Origin of the sequence: Faecalitalea cylindroides (genome assembly GCF_028321995.1) — a bacterium.
GTDB lineage: Bacteria > Bacillota_I > Bacilli_A > Erysipelotrichales > Erysipelotrichaceae > Faecalitalea > Faecalitalea cylindroides.
Genome location: NZ_JAQLXG010000004.1, coordinates 94,668 through 117,067, shown reverse-complemented (window position 1 = coordinate 117,067; position 22,400 = coordinate 94,668). Strand labels below are relative to the sequence as shown.

Annotated in this window: 23 protein-coding genes; 12 read left to right on the top strand and 11 right to left on the bottom strand. The window is 34.3% G+C overall.

Annotation, left to right across the window (positions count from 1 at the left end):
* The first annotated feature begins 181 nt into the window (after nt 1-181).
* The 3 genes from PND65_RS03940 to PND65_RS03930 are packed head-to-tail and all read left to right on the top strand — an operon-like array spanning nt 182 to nt 2,791.
* Complete coding sequence (locus PND65_RS03940) at nt 182-1,354, top strand: hemolysin family protein (RefSeq protein WP_195295158.1); 1,173 nt, start codon at nt 182-184, stop codon at nt 1,352-1,354.
* Complete coding sequence (locus PND65_RS03935) at nt 1,341-1,910, top strand: xanthine phosphoribosyltransferase (protein ID WP_022355384.1); 570 nt, start codon at nt 1,341-1,343, stop codon at nt 1,908-1,910. The genes PND65_RS03940 and PND65_RS03935 overlap by 14 nt, the downstream gene beginning before the upstream one ends.
* Nucleotides 1,898-2,791, top strand: coding sequence for a D-2-hydroxyacid dehydrogenase (locus PND65_RS03930; RefSeq protein ID WP_271990656.1), 894 nt, complete (start codon nt 1,898-1,900; stop codon nt 2,789-2,791). Before PND65_RS03935 ends, PND65_RS03930 begins: the two co-directional genes overlap by 13 nt.
* A gap of 45 nt (nt 2,792-2,836) precedes the next feature.
* Here the strand turns inward: PND65_RS03930 and pyrE are convergent, their stop codons facing one another.
* Nucleotides 2,837-3,502: an orotate phosphoribosyltransferase gene (pyrE, locus tag PND65_RS03925; protein ID WP_015536374.1), complete on the bottom strand. Its 666-nt coding sequence runs from the start codon at nt 3,500-3,502 to the stop codon at nt 2,837-2,839.
* A 164-nt stretch (nt 3,503-3,666) separates the two neighbouring features.
* Here pyrE and PND65_RS03920 point away from each other — a divergent pair, with 164 nt between their 5' ends.
* Together PND65_RS03920 and fucO are read left to right on the top strand one after the other, a co-directional pair.
* Entirely contained in the window at nt 3,667-4,212 is a 546-nt protein-coding gene (locus PND65_RS03920; protein ID WP_015536375.1) for a TetR/AcrR family transcriptional regulator C-terminal domain-containing protein, read from the top strand.
* A gap of 91 nt (nt 4,213-4,303) precedes the next feature.
* Nucleotides 4,304-5,449, top strand: a complete 1,146-nt coding sequence (fucO, locus tag PND65_RS03915) for a lactaldehyde reductase (RefSeq protein ID WP_271990653.1) — start codon at nt 4,304-4,306, stop codon at nt 5,447-5,449.
* A 78-nt stretch (nt 5,450-5,527) separates the two neighbouring features.
* Here the strand turns inward: fucO and PND65_RS03910 are convergent, their stop codons facing one another.
* The 3 genes from PND65_RS03910 to PND65_RS03900 form a co-directional block, all read right to left on the bottom strand.
* The gene (locus PND65_RS03910; RefSeq protein WP_022355382.1) at nt 5,528-5,947 is read right to left on the bottom strand and encodes an Hsp20/alpha crystallin family protein; all 420 of its coding nucleotides are present in this window, start codon (nt 5,945-5,947) and stop codon (nt 5,528-5,530) included.
* Between the two features lie 154 nt (nt 5,948-6,101).
* Entirely contained in the window at nt 6,102-6,704 is a 603-nt protein-coding gene (locus tag PND65_RS03905) for a hypothetical protein (protein WP_271990650.1), read from the bottom strand.
* A 109-nt stretch (nt 6,705-6,813) separates the two neighbouring features.
* Nucleotides 6,814-7,062 carry a hypothetical protein gene (locus PND65_RS03900; RefSeq protein WP_087320151.1) on the bottom strand — a complete coding sequence of 83 codons (249 nt, stop codon included), beginning with the start codon at nt 7,060-7,062 and terminating at the stop codon, nt 6,814-6,816.
* A 355-nt stretch (nt 7,063-7,417) separates the two neighbouring features.
* Here PND65_RS03900 and PND65_RS03895 point away from each other — a divergent pair, with 355 nt between their 5' ends.
* A complete protein-coding gene (locus PND65_RS03895; protein ID WP_271990649.1) occupies nt 7,418-8,011 on the top strand; it encodes a phosphohydrolase in 594 nt (197 codons plus the stop codon).
* A 22-nt stretch (nt 8,012-8,033) separates the two neighbouring features.
* Here PND65_RS03895 and PND65_RS03890 read toward each other — a convergent pair whose 3' ends face one another.
* Genes PND65_RS03890 through PND65_RS03880 form a run of 3 tightly spaced genes read right to left on the bottom strand, consistent with a single transcriptional unit; the run spans nt 8,034 to nt 12,007 of the window.
* On the bottom strand, nt 8,034-9,884 hold the full coding sequence (locus PND65_RS03890; protein WP_035402682.1) for a PTS mannitol transporter subunit IICBA: 1,851 nt from the start codon (nt 9,882-9,884) through the stop codon (nt 8,034-8,036).
* Nucleotides 9,885-9,931: 47 nt separating this feature from the next.
* Nucleotides 9,932-10,684, bottom strand: a complete 753-nt coding sequence (locus PND65_RS03885; protein ID WP_271990646.1) for a DeoR/GlpR family DNA-binding transcription regulator — start codon at nt 10,682-10,684, stop codon at nt 9,932-9,934.
* A 60-nt stretch (nt 10,685-10,744) separates the two neighbouring features.
* The gene (locus tag PND65_RS03880) at nt 10,745-12,007 is read right to left on the bottom strand and encodes a zinc-binding dehydrogenase (RefSeq protein WP_015536380.1); all 1,263 of its coding nucleotides are present in this window, start codon (nt 12,005-12,007) and stop codon (nt 10,745-10,747) included.
* A 172-nt stretch (nt 12,008-12,179) separates the two neighbouring features.
* On the opposite strand from PND65_RS03880, the gene pfkB reads away from it, so the two are divergent.
* From pfkB to PND65_RS03860, 4 genes are read left to right on the top strand one after another with little or no spacing between them, the layout of a single operon-like run.
* Nucleotides 12,180-13,091 (top strand): 1-phosphofructokinase, encoded by a 912-nt coding sequence (gene pfkB, locus PND65_RS03875; protein WP_271990644.1) that lies wholly within the window; start codon nt 12,180-12,182, stop codon nt 13,089-13,091.
* Nucleotides 13,092-13,144: 53 nt separating this feature from the next.
* Nucleotides 13,145-14,080 carry a leucine-rich repeat domain-containing protein gene (locus PND65_RS03870; protein WP_035402688.1) on the top strand — a complete coding sequence of 312 codons (936 nt, stop codon included), beginning with the start codon at nt 13,145-13,147 and terminating at the stop codon, nt 14,078-14,080.
* Nucleotides 14,081-15,391 (top strand): vWA domain-containing protein, encoded by a 1,311-nt coding sequence (locus tag PND65_RS03865; RefSeq protein ID WP_271990641.1) that lies wholly within the window; start codon nt 14,081-14,083, stop codon nt 15,389-15,391.
* Nucleotides 15,388-16,860, top strand: coding sequence for an ATP-binding protein (locus PND65_RS03860; protein WP_271990638.1), 1,473 nt, complete (start codon nt 15,388-15,390; stop codon nt 16,858-16,860). Before PND65_RS03865 ends, PND65_RS03860 begins: the two co-directional genes overlap by 4 nt.
* A 27-nt stretch (nt 16,861-16,887) precedes the next feature.
* On the opposite strand, the gene PND65_RS03855 is transcribed toward PND65_RS03860, so the two are convergent.
* Together PND65_RS03855 and PND65_RS03850 are read right to left on the bottom strand one after the other, a co-directional pair.
* On the bottom strand, nt 16,888-17,775 hold the full coding sequence (locus PND65_RS03855; protein ID WP_271990636.1) for a PHP domain-containing protein: 888 nt from the start codon (nt 17,773-17,775) through the stop codon (nt 16,888-16,890).
* A 78-nt stretch (nt 17,776-17,853) separates the two neighbouring features.
* Nucleotides 17,854-18,183, bottom strand: coding sequence for a hypothetical protein (locus tag PND65_RS03850; RefSeq protein ID WP_022356413.1), 330 nt, complete (start codon nt 18,181-18,183; stop codon nt 17,854-17,856).
* Between the two features lie 729 nt (nt 18,184-18,912).
* Between PND65_RS03850 and PND65_RS03845 the strand changes: the two genes are divergently transcribed.
* Together PND65_RS03845 and PND65_RS03840 are read left to right on the top strand one after the other, a co-directional pair.
* Nucleotides 18,913-19,227 carry a cyclic-phosphate processing receiver domain-containing protein gene (locus tag PND65_RS03845; RefSeq protein WP_271990633.1) on the top strand — a complete coding sequence of 105 codons (315 nt, stop codon included), beginning with the start codon at nt 18,913-18,915 and terminating at the stop codon, nt 19,225-19,227.
* 98 nt (nt 19,228-19,325) lie between these two features.
* The gene (locus tag PND65_RS03840) at nt 19,326-19,928 is read left to right on the top strand and encodes a YitT family protein (protein ID WP_271990630.1); all 603 of its coding nucleotides are present in this window, start codon (nt 19,326-19,328) and stop codon (nt 19,926-19,928) included.
* A gap of 160 nt (nt 19,929-20,088) precedes the next feature.
* Here PND65_RS03840 and PND65_RS03835 read toward each other — a convergent pair whose 3' ends face one another.
* Together PND65_RS03835 and PND65_RS03830 are read right to left on the bottom strand one after the other, a co-directional pair.
* The gene (locus tag PND65_RS03835) at nt 20,089-21,816 is read right to left on the bottom strand and encodes a class I mannose-6-phosphate isomerase (protein WP_271990627.1); all 1,728 of its coding nucleotides are present in this window, start codon (nt 21,814-21,816) and stop codon (nt 20,089-20,091) included.
* Nucleotides 21,809-22,366 (bottom strand): glucose-6-phosphate isomerase family protein, encoded by a 558-nt coding sequence (locus tag PND65_RS03830; protein WP_015535915.1) that lies wholly within the window; start codon nt 22,364-22,366, stop codon nt 21,809-21,811. Before PND65_RS03830 ends, PND65_RS03835 begins: the two co-directional genes overlap by 8 nt.
* Nucleotides 22,367-22,400 lie beyond the last annotated feature (34 nt).

Here is a 22,400-nt window from a genome sequence, read left to right as displayed (position 1 = left end):
ATTTTTAACATTCTTTCCTAGGCTTAGGAAACCTTAAGTATACTTTACACTTTTATTCCTTGAATTCGGTTTGAAAAGATAGTATAAAACGTGTATTATTTATCTAATAAAAAGGAGTTGTTGATTCGATGAAGACTGATGATTCTTGTCCCCGATATTTTAATCAAGCAGGAGTGATATTATGTTAGCAGTAAGTATTGTCCTGTTTTTTATATGCGTTTTTTTATCTATGATGATGGCCTTGTTTGATCAAGATAAAAAGAGTGATACAAAGACTCTTTCTACCCTTCAATGGCTATCTTATTCATTATATGGATTGTCCTCTTTAGGCATTATCGTTTGGAGCTATACCTCGTTTAATATTCAATCATCCAATATATGGATCGCCGTATTGCTCATGGTGGCATATAGCCTAGTATATTTTATCTTTGCCTATAAGATACCTAGACGCTTCGCAAACAAAAATACTGAAAAGATTGGTTTCTTGACAAAACTTGCCGGTTTTATTTCTACTTTATTTTCATGGATATCCTGGCTATTTAGTTTTGAAACAGAAATTGAAGACGAAACTGTGTCTGAAGAAGATATTCGTGAATTGATCAATACAGGAAGTGAAATTGAACAACCACAAAAAGAATTCATTGAAAATGTTTTTGAATTAGATGATACAAGCGTTGAAGAAATCTGCACACACCGTTCTAAAGTCATTACATTAGATTTAGACCAATCCATTGATGAATGGAAACAGATCATCCACGATAATCGACACACTTTCTATCCAATCTGTGGTAAAGACGATGATGACATTATCGGAGTACTAGACACTCGAGATTACTTTAGAATTGATGGAGAACTCAACCAGGATATCATCATAAACAAAGCCGTAGACAAGCCATTCTTTGTGGCTGAAAACACAAAAGCCGACACATGTTTCCATGAAATGAAAAATCGTAAGACATATTTTGCGATTGTTCTAGATGAATATGGTGGTATGACCGGTATCATTACCCTTCACGATATCATTGAAACTTTATTAGGTGAGATGAACGAAGTGGATGATGAAATTCCACCTGTGGAAATTCAAAGAATTGATGACAATCAATGGTATATCTTAGGATCTGCCGATCTTGAAGAAGTCCAGGAAGCACTGAATATTGAATTACCAATTGATGAATATGAAACATTCAGTGGCTATGCCCTATCCCAGTTAGGTAGAATTCCTGACGATGGAACACAACTAGAAATTGATTTAGATACAATGATCATTAATGTTCGAGAAATTAAGAATCACCGTATCGGACAAACCATTGTGTATATAAAAGAAAAGGAGAAAGAGGAAAATGAAAAGTCTTAAAGATGCAATTGAACAAAAAGGATTGATTATCAGTGATGAAGTATTAAAAGTAGATTCTTTCTTGAATCACCAGATCGACTGTCCATTAGTCATGGAAATGGCCGATGAATTCTACGAACACTTCAAAGATAAAAAAATCACAAAAATTGTTACGATTGAATCCAGTGGTGTAGCCCCAAGTTTTGCGACAGCATGCCGATTTGGCGTACCAATGGTATTTATCAAAAAAGCACAACCAAGCACGATGCAAGATCCAGTCAGCTGTCAGGTATTCTCTTTCACAAAGAACAAATACTATCCAATCTGCATGGAAAGACAATATCTATCTGAAGAAGACAATGTATTATTCATCGATGACTTTTTGGCAAACGGAGAAGCATTTAAAGCTGCAGAAAATCTAATTAAAGAATGTGGTGCCAATATTTCCGGTGTTGGGATCGTAATTGAAAAAGCCTTCCAAAAAGGACACAAATACATTGTTGATGCAGGATATGACTTCTGCGCATTAGCTTCAATCGCATCAATCAAAGACAAGAAAATAACATGGGCCAAATAATAACAGCGTTTGCCTGTGCTGATTTAAACAAAGAGGAAAAAGCCTCATTTCAAGAGATTGAATGGATCGATGACATATATAAGGCAGACATTATCATAGGAAATCCTAAAGTTTATGACATCCATCCCAAATTCATTCAATTAGAAAGCGCCGGCTATGAACAATACGAAAATAAGTTCGCTTGTCCTGTATGTAATGCATCTAAAAGCTTTGGGTTAGGAATCAGTGAATATCTAATATGTACGATCTTGATGAGTCTAAGACATATGAAAGCTCATATGCATAGCCAAGATCAAAGAAAGTGGAATCGATTTGATGATACGATTCAATCTATTTCCGGTTCATGTATATTGATCCTTGGCTTAGGCGATTTAGGATCGACATTTGCTAAGAAAGCTAAGGCTCTTGGAGCTTATACAATTGGTATACGCAAATCTAAAAAAGATTGTGATATCGTTGATGAAGTTTATACGATTGATTCATTAAACAAAGTATTGCCTCGAGCCGATATTATAGTCTGTACTCTACCAAGCACAAAAGATACACGATATCTTTTAAACGAAGAACATTTTCATCTTATGAAAAAAAGCGCCCTGTTTTGTAATGTAGGACGCGGTGATCTAGTTAGAAGACACACTTTGGAAAAAGTAATGCATGAAAAGATCATTCAAGGTATGGTATTAGATGTTATTGAAAATGAACCTTTAGATCCAGGCTCTTCTTTGTGGTTAGATCCAAATGTAATCATCACACCACATGTATCCGGTACATTTCAGCTTGCAAAGGCAAAAGAAATATTCTTAGATATCGCAAGACAAAACGTTCATGCCTTTATTCATGACAAGCCTCTTATCAATCAAATATCAAGCAGCATCCAGTAATGCTGTTTTTATTATATGTAAAAGAAAAAAGTGGAAAATTCCACTTTATTCTGTAGCTCCATATTCCGCATAATACGCATCAATACGCTCTTTTAATTCTGCATCCAATGCATCTTTTGATTCAAGATACTCAACAACTTCAGGCATTGAAACAATTGCCGCTGTTGGAAAACCATATAATTCTGCAATTTCTTTTAATGCAGTTTTATTCCCTTTTCCTTTTTCGTTACGATTTAAGGAAACAATCAATCCCTTGATTTCCACATTAGCTGCATTTCTTACTTTAGGAACTGTTTCTTCCATAGATTTTCCAGATGTCGTAACATCTTCGATCATAATTACACGATCACCATCCTGAAGTTTTGTTCCTAATAAACCGCCCATATCAGCTCCATGATCTTTTACTTCTTTACGATCTGAACAGTAACGGACTTCTTTGCCATAAAGGTTATCTAAAGCAATTGTTGTCGCAACAGCCAAAGGAATTCCTTTATAAGCTGGTCCAAACAATACATCAAAGTCTAAACCATAATTATCTACGATTGCCTTTGCGTAATATTCACCTAATCTTTTTAGCTGATTTCCTGTAACATATCCACCCGCATTCATAAAGAATGGGCTTTTTCTTCCTGATTTCAAAGTAAAGTCACCAAATTTTAAAACTTTACTTTCCAACATGAAATCGATAAATTCCTGTTTATATTGTTCCATCTTTAACCCTCCATATTTATTTTTTCTTATCTAATTTTACCATTTACCCTGTTATATTTATACCCTTATTATGAAATTATTCATCATACAAAAAAACTATTAAATCTATTTTAATTTTCACTTTTTTTCCTTATCATAATAAAGACAAAAAGGAGAAATAAATCATGGACACAAAATACCTGTTGGCAGAAGCTTTAAAAATATGTATGAAAAAAGCTCCATTGGAAAAAATAACTGTAAAAGATATTACGGACACCTGCGGAATATCAAGGCAAACGTACTACCGCCATTTTCAAGATAAACAAGATTTAGTCAATTGGTATTTTGAAAAAATTTTGAATGAATCTTTTGAACATATGGGTACTGGTAAGACCATCTATGAAGCCTTGATTAATAAATTGACTTTTATCCAAAAAGAAAAACTATTCTTTACTGCTGCATTTAAAAACGATGATCAAAACAACTTAAGAAAACATGATTTTGAACTGATTTTAGCTTTTTATACAAACAAGATCAAAGAAAAAATGGGAGATAATCTATCCGAAGAATTGATGTTTCAACTAGAAATGTACTGTCAAGGATCTGTCTATATGACAGTAAAATGGTTGTTAGATGGTACAAAAGAATCCTGCCAAACTATGGCCAAACTTCTAACAGATTCAATGCCTGAAGTTGTAAAGAAAACCTTTGTCGAATTACACTTAATATAAAGTGACAAATCGCTGATTCTGTCACTTATAAAAGAGTATCAAGACTGTTAAAATAAGATTGGAAAACGTTTACATAAAGGAGGAATACTAAATGGCTAATAGAATTATGTTAAACGAAACATCTTATCATGGCAGTGGCGCAATTCAGGAAATTGCCACAGAAGCAAAGGCAAGAGCGTTCAAAAAAGCTTTTGTTTGTTCTGATCCTGATCTGATTAAATTTGGTGTAACAGGAAAAGTTACAAAAGTATTAGACAATGCTGGTTTAGAATATGAAATTTATTCCGATATCAAAGCTAATCCAACTATTGAAAATGTAAAGCATGGTGTTGAATCATTTAAAGCTGCTCAAGCAGACTACATTATTGCGATTGGGGGTGGATCTTCAATGGATACCGCAAAAGCAATTGGTATCATCATTGCCAATCCTGAATTTGAAGATGTTCGCTCTTTAGAAGGAACAGCTCCAACAACAAAACCATGTGTACCTATTATTGCCGTACCTACAACAGCAGGAACTGCAGCAGAAGTAACGATCAACTATGTAATTACAGATGTTGAAAGAAAACGTAAATTCGTTTGCGTTGACCCTCATGACATGCCAATCATTGCAGTTGTTGATCCAGATATGATGTCATCTATGCCAAAAGGATTAACTGCTTCTACAGGCATGGATGCCTTAACTCATGCAATCGAAGGGTATACAACAAAAGCAGCTTGGGAAATGACAGATATGTTCCATCTAAAAGCTATCGAAATCATTAGCCGTTCTTTACGCGGGGCTGTTGCTAATGAAAAAGAAGGTCGTGAAGGTATGGCTTTAGGTCAATACATTGCCGGTATGGGATTCTCTAATGTTGGTTTAGGTATTGCTCACTCTATGGCACATACTCTAGGTGCTGTTTATGATACTCCTCATGGAGTTGCATGTGCTATGATGTTACCAATCGTTATGGAATACAATGCAGACTGCACTGGGGAAAAATATCGTGAAATTGCCAGAGCAATGGGTGTTAAAAATGTAGATTCTATGACACAGGAAGAATATCGTAAAGCTGCAGTAGATGCCGTTCAACAACTTTCTGTTGATGTAGGTATCCCTACTAAACTTGAAGCACTAAAAGAAGAAGATCTTGATTTCTTAGCTAAATCCGCTTATGAAGATGCATGTGCTCCAGGCAACCCTAAAGATGCCAGCATTGAAGATCTAAAAGATCTATTTAGAAAATTAATGTAATTACAGTTAAGGTAGACATAACGTCTACCTTTTTTCATTCAAAGTAAAAGGGCCGCATCACTCGGTCCTACATGTGAATTACTCAATCATAATTGTCTTGTTCTCAGGCAATTTTTCTTTTTCCTTAGGGAATGTGATCTTTAATTCACCATTGTCATAACTTGCTTTGATATCTTTTTCTTCAACATTCTCACCAACATAGAAACTACGTGAGAAGCTACCACTGTAACGTTCCTGACGAATCAAATTGCCTTTGTCATCTTTTTCTTCTTTGTTTGAATTACGAGATGCACTGATATTCAGATAACCATCTCTTAAGCCAATTTGAATATCTTCTTTTTTACATCCTGGCAATTCAACATCCAACAAGTAATGATCATCTTTTTCTGTGATGTCTGTTCTCATCAAGCCATTGTTACGACCTGTAAAGAATGGTGTGTTAAACATGTCATCAAATACATCATCAAATAAATCATAAGTTCTAGGGAAGAATTTCATATACATCGCCTCCATCTAAACTAGCGGTTGTAATTCATTTGCAGCCGTTGTTCATGAAATACTTCTTCAATCAAGATACCTTACCTTGATTACACTTATATTATATCCTATATTTTAGCAAAGTCAACACAAGAGTGCTAAAATCTAAAATTTTTTATAAAATACATACACAGGATATTGAATTATCTTCCATGGTCATAGTACCAAACTCAATAATTTCCTCAAGCTCTAAATCAAAATCCTGCATCGTCTTTGTTAAGATTTTTCCTGTTAGCTTTCTTCCATTTGTTCCAGTGATCCTTACCCAGCAAGCTTCAGGATCTTTATCTTTTTTTAATAAAAATACTCGAACATCATCTGGATATTCACTATGTCTTGAATCATCTATTTCTTTAATATAGCGTGTTTTTAAAATATCTTCACTTACTTTATATGTTTCATTAATTGCTTCGATTTTTTCTTTAAACACTTCTGTATTTACATCTTTTAAAATCATTATTTCTTCATCTAATAATGGACGACATCTTAGCTTATAACTATATTCTTTAGGGGCAATAAGAAAGTTTCCGTTTTCTAATTCTAAAGCCAGCAATTCAAACGTAAGTCCTTTTTCATGATCAATATAACAGTAAAACATACCAGCTGTTAAACCTTGCACATCCAAATTCATAGAATGAAGCTGTTTTAAAACCTCATTACCTTGGATTCGTACAATTTGTTGATCAATCTCTCGAAAGTTTATTTCATGTAATTTCATTTTAATCACCTTAGATAGAATAACACAAAAGGGTGTTTTTTTAACACCCTTACTAAAGTTCTTCACTCTTTATTAAAGTGATTTTTCTATTGTTTATCTTTTACATCAATCATTTTTTATTTCGATACCAAATAATGCACAAATAAACCACAATAAACAGAAGAATACCTGAACAATAAAATATTGTTTCTCGTAATTCATCTGTTATAAATAACAAGTAACATACTGCTCCCATCAAAAGAACAACTATACCAACTTTAAAATCTCTATTCTTGTCTTGTTTCATATTTAAATCTTTTATATAGCGATATCCTATATAAAAACAAACACTCAAAGTTATAATTCTTAACGCCAACATCCTTCATCACCTGTTTCTATTATTTACTTATTGATATTGATTTGTATACCATTTCATAAATAAGTATACTATCATTACTATTAAAGTAAGAGATACCAACCCAAACCCATACCACAATACATCTTGCCAACTGTTTGCCAAAAATAGTATATAGAAGGAAAAAAAGACTAATATAATACGAGCTATCATGTGCTTTGTTTTTAAATATTTATCTTCTCTTCTATTCAAGTAATCAAAATACTTTATATAAATAAAAACACAGATCGAAAAGATTAAAATTTTTAATATCAATGACATTCTGATCACTAATTTCTTTTTTCACTTTAATTATAATAAATTCTACTAGTGATAGCATATGAAATATTTTACTATTTTCATTTACCACAACATCTCTTACAATATAAATATGCCAGAAATGAATACATATACAAAAAGACAATTTGATCCTATGAAAATAACTGTAGAAGATGTTGATATCGTTGACATAGCACATGCTCTTTCTTTATTGTGTCGAGGCGGCGGACATTTAAAACAATTTTATTCAGTTGGACAGCACTGCATCAATTGTGCAAAAGAAGCTAAAGCTAGAAATTACTCTAATCGAGTTGTTTTGGCCGCCTTACTACACGATGCCAGTGAAGCCTATATTTCGGATATCATTCGTCCTGTTAAAGTACACTTGACCAATTATTTAGAAATTGAATCCATGATCATGAACGTGATCTTACAAAAATATCATGTAGACGATTTAAACGAAGCAGAAATCAAACAATGGAAAGATATCGATGATGCCATGTTACAAATTGAGCTAAAATATTTAATGCCCGGCGATGAAAATCTACCCTTACCTCAATTTTATTCAACCCCTGATTTAGATGTACATGAATGTAAAGAAATTGAAGAAACATATATAAATCTTGTCAAAACATTAGAAAAGACTGTTATCTAATTTGCGATAACAGTCCTCTTTTTTAAGATAATTGTTTCATGATCCATTCTTTATCGTCTGTTGTTTTCATCTTTTCTAAGATTGTTTCATCTTCAAGTGCTGTACAAATCTTAGATAAGATTTCCATATGTTCTCCACCTTTACCGGCAATTCCGATCACAAGCTGAGCTTTTTCATCACCAAAATCAATACCTTCAGGATATTGGATCAATACAATACCTGTTTTATGAATAATACCTTCATCATGTGTAGTTCCATGAGGAATCGCAAGACCCATACCTATATATGTTGTAACGATCTTTTCTCGTTCTAACATCAATGGAATATATTCTTTATCTACATAACCTAGATCTGTCAATAATTGACCAGCCGCCGTTATAGCTTCTTCTTTGGTCACAGACTTTTGATTCAATATAATTCCTTCTGGAACAAGAATATTTGGATCAATGCTTGTTTGTGTTTCTGTTTCTTCATTAACTGCTTCTGTCATCAATGGATCCCCTGTTGATAACTGGAAGAACAGATCATCCAAGGCCGGATCCGCTAAGAAGTTTCCTATAGTGATCAACACTGCATTTGGTGCACATTCTCTTGCACGGTCAGCCAACACAGTTTGAACAACTGCTATATCGCAATCACTAGGGATATTATCGACAGATGTATTTGTAACAACGATATCAGGTCTAACTGCTTTTAAACGATTTCTAAATTTCGTAGCTCCCATTGCACTGGAACCCATACCTGCATCACACGCAAAGACGATTTTCTTAGCTGTAAGAATGCTCTTTTGTCCCTTTGACTGAGCTTTCATTGTCTGCATCTGATCTTTGGCAGCTTCAAGACTTGTTCCCTTAGCGTTGGATAGTTTAATGATTGGGCTGGCAACTAAGAACGATACACCTGCCGCAATCAAAACACCCAACAAGACCATCAAGGTCTCACCTTTTGGCGCCATAGAAAGATAGGCAATGATTGAACCTGGACTTGCAGGCCCTTTTAAACCACAGTTAAATAGTGTATAGAAAGTAATCGCACAAATATTTCCTAAAATTGGCGCTATGATCACAACTGGATTCATCAAGATATATGGGAAGTAGATTTCATGGATACCACCCAAAAAATGAATGATAATGGCGCCCGGTGCTGAATCTTTTGTTGTTTTATCAGCTGAGAACAGCCAATAAGCCAACAAGACTCCTAGTCCTGGCCCTGGATTGGATTCCAACATATACATAATTGATTTTCCTGCTTCAACAGCTTGTTCCACACCAATTGGTGTAAAGATTCCATGATTGATCGCATTGTTTAAGAATAATACTTTTGCCGGCTCGACAAAAATCGCAACCAAAGGCAATAAACTATTATTAATCAATAATGCAACACCAGCAGATAATACAGACAAGATACCTGTCATAACAGGACCGATGAAATAATAACCAATGATCGCAAGAATCATGCCCAAGATACCAACAGAGAAGTTATTGATCAACATCTCAAAACCTGCAGGCATATGACCTTCCATCATCTGATCAAATTTTTTAATAACCCATCCGGCAAACGGTCCCATGATCATTGCAGCCATCAACATAGGCTGACCTTCCGTTCCGCCAACACCAGCAATACATCCAACAATTGCGATAGCACCCATGACCATACCACGATCTTTGGCAATCATTCTACCACCTGTTGCCGCAATCAAGATAGGTAATAAATAAGTCAACATATAAGGCTGAATGGAAGCCAATTGTTCATTTGGCCACCATCCATCCGCAATAAATATAGCTGTTATAAATCCCCATGCGATGAAAGCTCCAATATTAGGCATGACCATCGCAGAAAGGAATTTACCAAACTTCTGAAGTGCAGTTTTCATTATTATTATTTCCTCTCTAGAATTTAGAGGAAAATAGAAGATTATGACTAATAGACTATGATCCCCAATTCTTCACATTTCTTTATAAATTCTTGAGGAAGTTTATCATCCGAAACGATTGCTGCAACGTCATCTAGATTACAGATCGTATATGTACCTTTTCTTTCATATTTTGAAGAATCCATTAATATTATAACTTTGTTGGCTTTTTGTATAGCCGTTTTTTTTAATTCGGCATCGCTTTCTGATTCACAGGTGAACCCTGTTTTATAGCTAAAATTAGTTACCCCAATAAAAGCTTCATCAAAATTCACTCGTTCAATCAAACGCAATCCTTCAAAACCATTTACACTTAAAGAACGATTATTCAGGTTTCCTCCTGTCAACGATACTTTCGCACTTTTCAATTTTGCCATCTCAATAGCACAAGTTAACCCACTTGTGACAAATGTATTCGGTTGATCTTTTAAAATATGGCTCAACATTGTTGTCGTACTTCCAGAATCAATAAATATTGTATGTCCTGGTTTCACCAAATCCAGTGCCTTTTGCGCAATGATCTTTTTTTCCTCGGTATTTCGTATATAACGCTGTTTTAAGAAATCATCATTTTTCGTAACTTGATCCAATGATTTTGCTCCACCATGAATTCGAATGATTCGGTTTTGTTGATCTAGAACCTTTAGATCTGTACGCAAAGTCATCTCGGATACGCCTGCAAATTGCTCTTTGATCTGGGCAAAAGTCACACTGCCATTCTCATTGACAAAAGATACGATATCATTTCGTCTTTGTTCCATACTTCCTCATTCCTCCACTTCAGCCTGAATCAGTCCAGGCCAAAGCCAAGGCTGATTCGACTATTCTTTAATAAAATTTTTCAATAAATACTCTTCAGCTTCTGGACACCATAAACCTTTATGAGCATCTACGATATCTGCAAGTTCACCATAACGACTGTCTTCATCAGCACGACTTCTTAAATCTGTCAATGCAATCAAAGGCATTTCTAAATGGGTGTAGATCAATTTCTTTCCTCCTGGGATCTTTGGCAGATTTAGAGTCGTCTGGCAAGCTGCATCCAAACCACCAATATGAGTCACCATAACAGCTGGATTAATGCGGTTTTCAGCTGTTAAACGTAAAGATTCGATCATATCATCCGTATTTCCACCAGTCGTTCCCATAACATGAGTTGAGTTATAATGAACATCATAAAAATTCATCTTAGCACTAAATTTGTTGTCAGTTGGTCCCGCAAAGAAATTCAAACATCCATCTCTACCAAGAACAGCACTTGATAATTCGACAACCTGTGCTACCGGTGCATAACAGAATACGTCATCAAAACCAGTTCCGCCTGTAATCTTGATCAGTTCAGCAGCTGGATCTTCCATGTTTCCTGTATTGACAAAATGCAATTCAATACCATCAGCTTTTGCTTCTTCTACTGGGAATAAATGTTCAGCTCGATCTAAGCGTTCCTGATTGATATCTGTTACTACGATCATACCAGGACGAACATCACGATGCAAAGCATAAGTCAAAGCTCCTAATCCCATTGGACCAGCACCTGCTAAGATCGCAAGCTTTCCACCTTCTTTGATTCCCATTTCATGTGTATAGACACCCATCTTTGTATGATAATTGGCATTAAACGCGCCAATACTACATGACATAGGTTCAGCTAAGCTTGCTTCATAATATGCTTTCCCTTTATATTCCAATAAACATCCTAATTCCATTACTTCTGCTGGAATGATGCAATAAGTGGTATCTCCACCAAAAAATTCATAAGAATATCCAGGAGACCACATTGTTCCTTTATAATTCAATGCAGGCTGTAAAGTAAATTTCATACCTGGTTTAAATTTGTCCTGGTGTTTTGCCCCTACTTTGACAATATCTCCAGCCATTTCATGTCCCATGATAGCTGGATGATCAGCTACATCTTCATGAACACGTTTGTGTTTCGTACCAAGAATAGCACATTTGTAGGTTGACATACAAACGCTATCCGATACAACTTTTACAAGAATTTCATCATCTTTGATCTCTGGCAATTCAAATTCATCCAGCCTAAGATCGTTTGCACCATGTAATCTTACTGCTTTTGCTTTCATTTCAACAATCTCCTTTTCTATTATTCTGTTGTTTCAACAATTACAATTCTATATTAGCACACATTTACCCCTTGTCAACTGTTATTTCAACAATTTGTATTTGACTTTCAACAATTATAATGATACCCTTTGAGTGTAAAAAGAAAACACATCTATTTTAGGAGGAAGCAAAATGATATACACAGTAACATTTAATCCATCATTAGACTACATTATACGCGTTAACCACTTTCAAACCGGCGAAATCAACAAAACATACTACGAAAATATTTTGCCCGGCGGAAAAGGAATCAACGTTTCTATCGTTCTTTCCAATTTAGGACATGATAGTACGGCCCTTGGTTTTATGGCAGGCTTTACAGGAAAAGAAATTGAAAACCGCATGAATAACTTCGGTTGCCAGACAGACTTTATTCAAGTTAAAAACGGACTATCTCGTATCAATGTAAAAATGAAATCGGATAATGAAACTGAAATCAATGGTATGGGACCAAAAATAACAGATGAAAACATTCAAGAATTATTTGAAAAACTAGACAAATTGACCAAAGAGGATATCCTTGTAATCTCTGGAAGCATCCCAAGTACTTTACCAGATGATATCTATGAAAGAATCATGCAGCATCTACAAGACAAACATATTAAGATCATTGTTGATGCAACAAAAAATCTTATGATGAACGTTTTAAAATATAAACCATTCTTAATCAAGCCAAACAACCACGAACTTGGGGAATTGTTCGATGTAACTTTAAACACGCAGGACGAAGTAATTCCTTACGCACTAAAACTACAGGAAATGGGTGCTCAAAACGTATTAATTTCTATGGCTGGCCAGGGCGCTGTCTTTATTGATGAACAAAAGACCATACATAAAAGCCCTGCTCCAAAAGGAACTGTTGTGAATTCTGTAGGAGCTGGAGATTCCATGGTTGCAGGATTTATTTCCGGTTACTTAAACTCAGATGGCGATTACAAGAAAGCCTTACTAAAAGGAATATGCGCTGGAAGTGCCAGTGCTTTCTCCCCAAATCTTTGTACAAAAGAAGAGGTTGAAGATCTCTTAAGATCATTAAATCAATAATTCTTAAAAAACGCTAAAAAGCGTTTTTTTCTTTTTATGATATAATTAAACTCATGAACAAATACTCTTATCGCTACAAAATAAAAAACGATGGAACCATCGCCTTATATCGCATCTATTCCAACGTTCCATATATTCAAATTCCAAAAGTGATCGATGGCAGAATTGTTTCAGAATTAGCAGACCACTGTTTCTCTACACGAAACAATCATTTAGAAGATACATTGATTTGCAATTCAGACGAAAACCTCTATGAATTAAATAAAGAGAATATTGAATATATCGATATTCCTGATACAGTCACAAAACTTGGTTCCTTTTGTTTCTATAACTGTAAAAAGCTAAAAGAAATTCATCTTTCCAATAAACTGAAACAAATTGGGTCGGATATGTTTCTCAATTGTCATGAACTTAGCACAATTTATATTCATGCAAGTATCAACGAACCAACCATGCTTAAACAGATCTTGACGCAAATATCCTGGGATATTGATATTTGTTTTAATGACGCTACTTTATTTTATCCTGAATATTATGAAATCTATGACGAAATTGGACCGGCACACATATTCAGTTTAAATATATCCGGAGAAGGCTTTCGTTTACGCCAATGTTTTAAAGATGGTCTTGTCTCTTTAGAAGAATATGATGCGACATTTCCCAAACTTTGCGTAGAGGAAAACAAAGATACACTTGCTCATTTTGTGATGCATCGCCTCAAAAAAAATCCATCTTTTTATCAGGATTACATCATTCAAAATCAAACATATATTTGCGAATATATCTTAAAATTCAAATCAATGGACAATCAAGAAAAACTCGATAAAATAGAGTTTATGCTGCTGCAAGGATGGTTAGAATCAACCATTTTGGATGATCTAATCACTTTTTCTACGAATACAAATCAAGTAGAAATCACTACGACCTTGATTACGTGGAAGAAAAAGTATTTCACAAAAAAACAAAAATATGACTTTGAGGACTTCTAAATGAAAAAACATATACAAACCCAGCAGGAATGGGAAATTCAAATGGCTACGCAAATCTTGGAATTTGTTCAAAATGAACTCTTCATTGATATGCCTTATATGTCCATTGCTCTAAACGCACTTACTTTAGTAAACGATGAGCAAATTGAAACAATGGCAACCGATGGAAGAAACCTATTCTATTCAGCTTCCAAGATGATCCACTTGTTTAAAAACAATCAAAAATACATCGATCGAGCTTATCTTCACTCTCTATTTCACTGCATGTTTTCACACCTCTGGATTCGTCAGAATAAAGAACAAAATCACTGGAATTTAGCCTGTGATATTGCGGTAGAATATACGATCGACCATTTAAACAAACCATGCACTAAGCGAATCCTAAGTTTGATTCGTAAAGAAACATACGAAAAACTGGAAAAAGATGTTCAATACATCAGTGCCCCTGCGATTTATTCCTGGTTGTTTGAACAAGATAATATTCATGAATTGGTTTATGAATTCTTCACTGATGATCATCGCTATTGGCCGCAAAAAGAAGACAGTCAAGCTAATATGTCCAATAATTCCTTACAGGATTCCTGGCAGAAAATTGCTCGTCAAACTATGCTTGATCAAATAAAAAAAGGCAAAGATAACGAAGAAGAAGGTTCTTCATTGATGGCAAGACAGATCCAAGCCTCAAAGACAAAGCGAAGCTATAAAGACTTTTTAAAGAAGTTCACAATTTCTAGAGAAGAACTTCATGCCAATCCAGATGAATTTGACCTCACCTATTATACATATGGGCTTCATCTTTATAAAAATATGCCATTAATTGAAGAAACCGAAACCAAAGAAGTACATAAGATCAGTGAGCTTGTTATCGTGATCGATACCAGCTATTCTACAAATGGAGAACTCGTAAAAAACTTTTTAAAGGAAACATACACGCTCTTATCTGAAAGCGACAGTTTCTTTAGAAAAACTTATATACGCATCTTACAATGCGATGATGCCGTTCGCAAAGAGGATGTGATCCACAGTCAAAATGAAATGGAAGTATTACTAAATCAATTTACTTTGGTGGGTGGTGGAAGCACTGACTTCCGAAGTGCTTTTCAATATGTCGATCAATTAATAGAGGAAAAGAAAATCAATCATTTAAGCGGGTTGATCTATTTCACAGACGGAAAAGGTATCTATCCAAAGAAGCGCCCATCTTACAAAAGTGCCTTTATCTTTTTAGATGATTATGATCCAACAACAATTCCACCATGGGCCATTACACTACGATTAGATCCATTAGATTTTAAAGGAGCAGGACAATGAATATACAACAAGCAAAAGAAGAAATCAAAAACACCGTAAAAGCGTATCTGACAAAGAATGCTTATGGTGAATACCAAATCACAAACATCAATCAAAGACCATTATTATTAATTGGTCCTCCTGGTATAGGAAAAACCCAGATCATGGCACAGATTGCCAAGGAATGTAAAATCGGCTTAGTATCTTATACCATTACACACCACACTCGCCAAAGTGCTGTTGGCCTACCTTACATCAAAGAAGAAGAATTTGAAGGAAAAACTTATTCCATTACAGAATATACAATGAGCGAAATCATCGCCAGCATCTATCAAAAAATGAAAGAGACTGGATTAAAAGAAGGAATCTTATTCATAGATGAAATAAATTGTGTTTCTGAAACACTTGCTCCAACTATGTTACAGTTCCTTCAAAATAAAACTTTTGGCAATCAAAAAGTACCTGAAGGGTGGATCATCGTCGCAGCGGGAAACCCACCTGAATACAATAAGTCTGTTCGTGAATTTGATATGGTCACACTTGATCGTGTGCGTTATATCAATGTAGAAGCGAACTATCACATTTGGAAAGAATATGCCCTTTCAAAACATCTTCATCCTATGATCCTGAGCTATCTAGAATTAAAGCCAAGCCAGTTCTATCGTATCGAAACCAGCATTGATGGCATGGAATTTGTAACAGCCCGCGGATGGGAAGATCTCTCTCATTTAATTACGCTCTATGAAAAATTAAATCTGGATATCAACAAAGAAACCATCTATCAATACCTTCATCATGAAGAAGTAGCCGAAGATGTAGAAGCTTATTATCTGTTATATAAAAAATATCAGGATAATTATGGAATCATGGATATCTTAGATGGAAAAGTCAACACCAAAACATATCAAAGACTCGCTATGGCTGACTTTGATGAAAGAGTCTCTGTTGTCAATCTACTTCTTGATGGCTTATTCAAATTGTTCGATCAATATACTTTGGAAAAATACTATACAGATACCTGGTATGCATTCTTAAAGGAATATCGAAACAACATAGATACCATTTCCTATCAAGATTTATTAAATCAAAAGCTAGTGTTATTTGAACAAAACAAAAAAGCCGATATTTTGACAAAAGATCAGCTTCACCATCAAAGATATTTGCTTGAACAACTATCTAAAGTAAACATCCCCACAGGACTTTCAAGTTTAGAGGCTTTCGATATTGCCAAAGAACCTTTTGATAGACAAAGAGAAATCTTAGAAACAGCCGAAACCAAGGCACTCAATTCCATCAACCATGCCCTTCAATTTATGGAAGATGCCTTCTCAAAAGGACAAGAGATGGTTATCTTCATCACCAACCTTTCCCTATCTTCCAATGCTGCTTTATTTTTAAGTGAGCATGAAATTCCTGTATATGAAAACCATAAACAAGCTTTATTGATTGGAACAAGAAAAGCTGAGATCTTAGATGATCTGACACATTAAAAGAACGCGTTGTAATTGCGTTCTTTTTTAAATTAATTCATATTTCTTTAATAAAGTTTCTACTTCTTCAGGATGTTTACAGCCATTGTGTCCTAAGGAAATAGAAGGTTTGGTCTTTCCATGAAAATCACTTCCACATGTATACAACAAATTATATTCTTTCGCTTTTTCATAGAAATACTTGTTAACCTCTTCACTATGATAACTAGAGAAACATTCTACGCCTTGAATCCCTTCTTTGACCATCTCATCAAATAATTCAAACTTGCCTTTTAGATTATTTCCTGGATGCGCTAATACGGCAATCCCACCATGTTCATTAATGATCTGAATCGTTTCTTGTAAGGACAAGTATTGAATCTCTACATAACAAGGCTTTCCCTGTGAATAATAATCCCAATAAAAATTCACATACGGATTATCTCCACGATCTTTTCCTTCACGATATGGTTTTAACAATTTATGATTTAAATATCGTTCATCTTTCAATAAGACTTCGGCAAACATTTCTCCAGTATAAACACCGTTGGAAGAGACAGTATCCAACATATCTTTTGCCACATCAAAGCCTAACGCATTGGTCAATTCGATCTTTTTCAAGCTGGATGCTATTTCCTGATCTTCAATATCTTTTCCAATCTGATTGAATACAGGATCCAAATAATCAATTCCATACCCCAATACATGTAAATTTACATCTTTATACGTACAATCAATTTCAATAGCTGGGATACACTTCATCCCATTTTTTTGTGCTTGTTTTATTGCTTCTGGAATCGCATTAACTGTATTATGATCAGCAATTGCCATGATTTTTACACCGGCTTCTTTACACATATCAACCAATTTAGCTGGTTCAAATTGGCCATCATCACTGTATTTGGTATGCATATGTAAATCTATATAACTACACATCTTCAAATCCTCTTTTCGTGAAAAAATTATAACATGTATAAAAGCAGGAAACATCCTGCTTTTATATGTAACTTTAACTCAACAGTAAATATTCTTTTGAAGCTCTTTTGCCTCTTTCATGATCTCACGATAATATGGGTTATTCTTTGTCATCAGTCTATCGTTAAGAACAATGATCTCGGGATCCTGACTTTTGATATCTATCTTTAAACAAATATCCACAAACTTAGATTCATTAGCGAATAAATGATCTTCGTTTTCCAAAACAGTGCCGAAAATGACTCCATCTACAGAAGTAGGGAGCGAAGAAACTTCAATTGATACATCTTCTATATCCTTTAAAGCTACTTTGCGATGTGATCTTAAAAATGTGATCGAATCTTTTTGAATACTGAAATACTGCTTCAATAACAACACCTCCTTTATGAACGCTGTATTCTAGCATTTAAATACATCTATATTGTTTTAATAGTTATGCTTGTTTAAACACTTCTTTATCTAAACATATTCCATTCCTGCATATTTTCAATAAAAATAGAAAAATTGGTTCATAATTTGGAAAATTCTGCTCTCCTTGCAGGAATAATTTAATATGTTACAATATATCTAGTGCATTAACAAAGCTTTTTGTTAGCAAGATATCGATTCATACGGATAAGATATGATTTTGAATACATTAAAAATAAATTCACTGAAGAATATAAAAATATTAAAGAGAGTGAATTTGAAAAATTAATTCCTATAACAAGCAATATGGTAACATTAGAATTATTTTATCAAAAAACAGTAATTTCCATATTTTATAATTATATTACAGAAACAAGATCACTCTTTATCACTAGATATGGTATGTATGTGGAGTATGATGATGGAGTGTAAAAAATTCCATCATCCGCTAAATTTTTTGAAAAAGTATATAAAGAGAAGTTAGAGTGTGATGTATTAGTTGAGGAACAAGTTCTTTATATAAGAGTTAATAAAGATTATAAATATGTTATTGTAACTAAAGGAAAACTAGATAATATGCCTAAAACAGAAGAAGAGAGCATGTACTGAATAGATTTGTTGTTAGAAAGATTTCATCGTTTTTATTAAAAGGTTGATAAAACATAAATTAGTATAAGATGGAGGAATTTTATGAAAAAAATATTTGTAGATGATAAGAGAAATTTGGATGAAGCTATAAAAAGTGCTTATATATGTGTTCTATCATATAAAAATTGTATAATGTTACTTTCAATATATAAAAAAGTTGAAATAATTAATTTAGATTATGATTTAGGTGGACAAGAAACAGGATTAGATATTTTGATTTATATGAAGGGAAATAATATCGAAGTTAAAGAAATATATATTCATAGTACACACCTCGAAGGGGTAAGAAAAATGGAAAAATATATTAAGGCTAATTTTAAAGATGTGAAATATTTATATTGCCCTTATAGTGAGTAATTAATGAAGTGTGTAGTGTTTTTCTAACATACAATGATGACTTATGTAACACGATAAATAGCTTAAAGTACTAATTCGATACCATAGAAAGGATATCTATGTATATTTGGAATAAACTAAAATCTCTAGAAAAAGATAGAATTTTATACGCTTCTTTAGGAAGCGTTATTTTAGCATTTGGCTTATTTAATATTCATTCTCAATCACAAATCAGTGAAGGTGGTATTCTTGGCTTAACACTTTTATTGTATAACTGGTTTTCCATTTCACCATCAATCACCAGCGCTATTCTCAACTTAATATGTTATGGTCTAGCATGGAAAGAAATGGGTAATAAATTTATGGTATATTCTCTGATTTCTATTGTTGTCTATTCAGTATCTTATGCCATTTTTGAAACAATCGGACCACTTTTCCCATGGATTTCTAACTATCCTTTAATGTGCAGTATTCTAGGGGCCTGCTTTGTTGGTTTTGGTGTAGGTATCGCAATGCGATCAGGAGCAGCGCCTGGTGGAGATGATGCCTTGGCATTATTGATTTCACGTTACACACCTTTAAAGATTCAATGGGCATACTTATTGGCCGACCTTGTTGTATTAGTGTTATCCTTGACTTATATTCCTTTTACAAAAATTATCTATTCTTTGATTACTGTTACCATTTCAGGCCAATTAATCGGATATCTAATGAAAAAATAATTTTAACGCAAGTACATTAAAAAAATTATTTCAGTTGTACTAGATGTATTCAATTTCTACCAACCATGGCACACCTCTATTTTTGTCACAACTAAAATCATTAAAAACTGTAAAAAAAGAGATCTCAAGACAATTTTTGTCAAGAAATCTCTTTTTCATTTTAGGCTTGTGGTTTTCTTACATATGCACGAATGACACCAATTGTTGAATCCGTTTCATTTACAATTTTATATTTATTACATTTTGCAGGAACAATGAATGTTTCGGCATAGTGTACTTCAAATGGTTCAAAAGAACCATCCAAACTTTCAATACGACATTGACTTCCTTCAATCAAGTTCAACATATTGACATTTGCTTCATTATCCACTACAACTTCATCTTTGATCCAATATCTTCTAGTTTCTAGGTATTCCAATTCATGAAGACCAGTATGTTCTTCTTTTACATGCTCATCTTCTCTCACTGTATAAACTGCATTTACCAAGTTTTCTTTAACCCATGGAGTTGTACGATCCCATTGAATAACTTCTTTACCATGTTCGATATGAACTGGTCTAGGAAGTCCATCAAGACCAACACGTGCCCAATCCCAAAGTTTAAATGTGAAACAATATGGAGTGGCACTGATTTCAAGTACCATTGCATCTTTACCTGAACAATGGCAAGTTCCTGCAGGAATCAAGAAATGATCATGTTTTTTAGCTGGGAATTTATTGATGTATTTTTCTGCATCAAAAATAATTTCCCCTCTATTTGCACTTCTTAGATCTTCGATCATTTGATTAGAATCAACACCTTCTTTTAATCCTAGATAAACACTTGCACCTTCTTTAGCATCCAAGATGTAGTAACTTTCATCCTGTGTATAAGCCATACCGAACTGACGGTGAATGTATTCTGTTAATGGATGTACCTGCAAAGAAAGATTTTGTCCACCAATCGTATCTAAGAAGTCAAAACGGATCGGGAATTCTGCTCCAAATCTTGCGAACACATCTTTTCCTAATAATTCTTTTGGTTGATACAATACAAGATCCATCGCAGGAATTTCAATTGTTGCGTTTTCAAAATCAAGATATAAAGAGTTTTCTTCTGGTACACCATCAAATGACCATGCATAGTTATCCTGATCTTTATCCAAGTTGCAGACTTCTTTCATCCATTGTCCACCCCATACACCTGGATCAAAATATGGCACTGTTCTAAATGGTTGTGATGCGATTTGTCTTAAACCATCACGTACTCCTTCACCAGGAACCATTTTTACGTCTTCATCATTATTTGTATCAATAAAGAAATCAACATCTTCAAAACATGTCATCTTATGTTTATCCGCAACACGCCATTCAATAAAGAATCCACGTTTGATCTTTCTTAAAGAATCTTCATCATAGTTTGTACAGTTATAGTTAGGAAGGCCTTTACGATAACGTAATGTGATTTCCCAACGAGCCATATCTAAGTAAACCAAAACATCGTGTTCAGCTACCAAAGAAGCGCCAAAACCATAAACAACAACCAAGCCCTGAGCTTCTTTGACTTCTTTTTTTGCTGCTTCCAAGCGTTCTAGATCGATGAAATCAATAACATTTCCATAGTACATTCTTCCAAAAATTCTATCATCTGTAATATGGTATTGAAGTTGTTCGTTCAATGTCTTTTCATCTTTGAAGATCTTACGCATATCAATGACTAAAGTTGGTTCTAATTTCTTAATTTGTTCCAACACTAGATCATCACTAACTCCAGGGTAAGCTTCCATAACCAATACTTTTTTACCCTGCATTTTTTCTTTTAATACATCGAAGATCGCATCATATCCTCGAACAGCTGTGTTTTCATACCCCTTGATCTTTGTTGCAGGAAAACGATCATAATTACTCATTTGTTCTTCTCTCCTTTACTATGATATCTTTACCTTCACAATATACACGATACGTAAATCCAGAATGCTCGATCCTTGCATAATCATGTCCTGCATCAGCTGGCCAGCAGGCAACAACTTTTAAATATGTATCGCCTGTATTGATCAAACGATGAGCCCAATCGGATCGAATGTGATGCAGTGAACCTTCATACATCTTTTCACACCAGCATTTACCCTCTTCATCCATTAACATCAACAGACCTGTTCCTTTTGAGCACCAATAGTATTCTTCACAGTCCATGTTTTCGTGAAAATGTCCTCTAGTCATGTTGCATTCTCCATTTACTTTTACAGGATGCATAACAGTCAATCCCCAATTCAATTTACCTGGTTCTGACTGAGATGAAACACTATAGACTTCATACATTACGGTATCGTCATGTAAGGACTCATCTACACTTTCATAGAAGTCTTTAGCATCTTTGTAGAGCTTTGTGGAAACTGTTACCTCTTTTCCACAGGGTTCCTTATCCCAATCATGTATAAGGGATGGTTCAATGATCTTCATAACATTTCCTCCTGTGTTATAATGTTATAACATT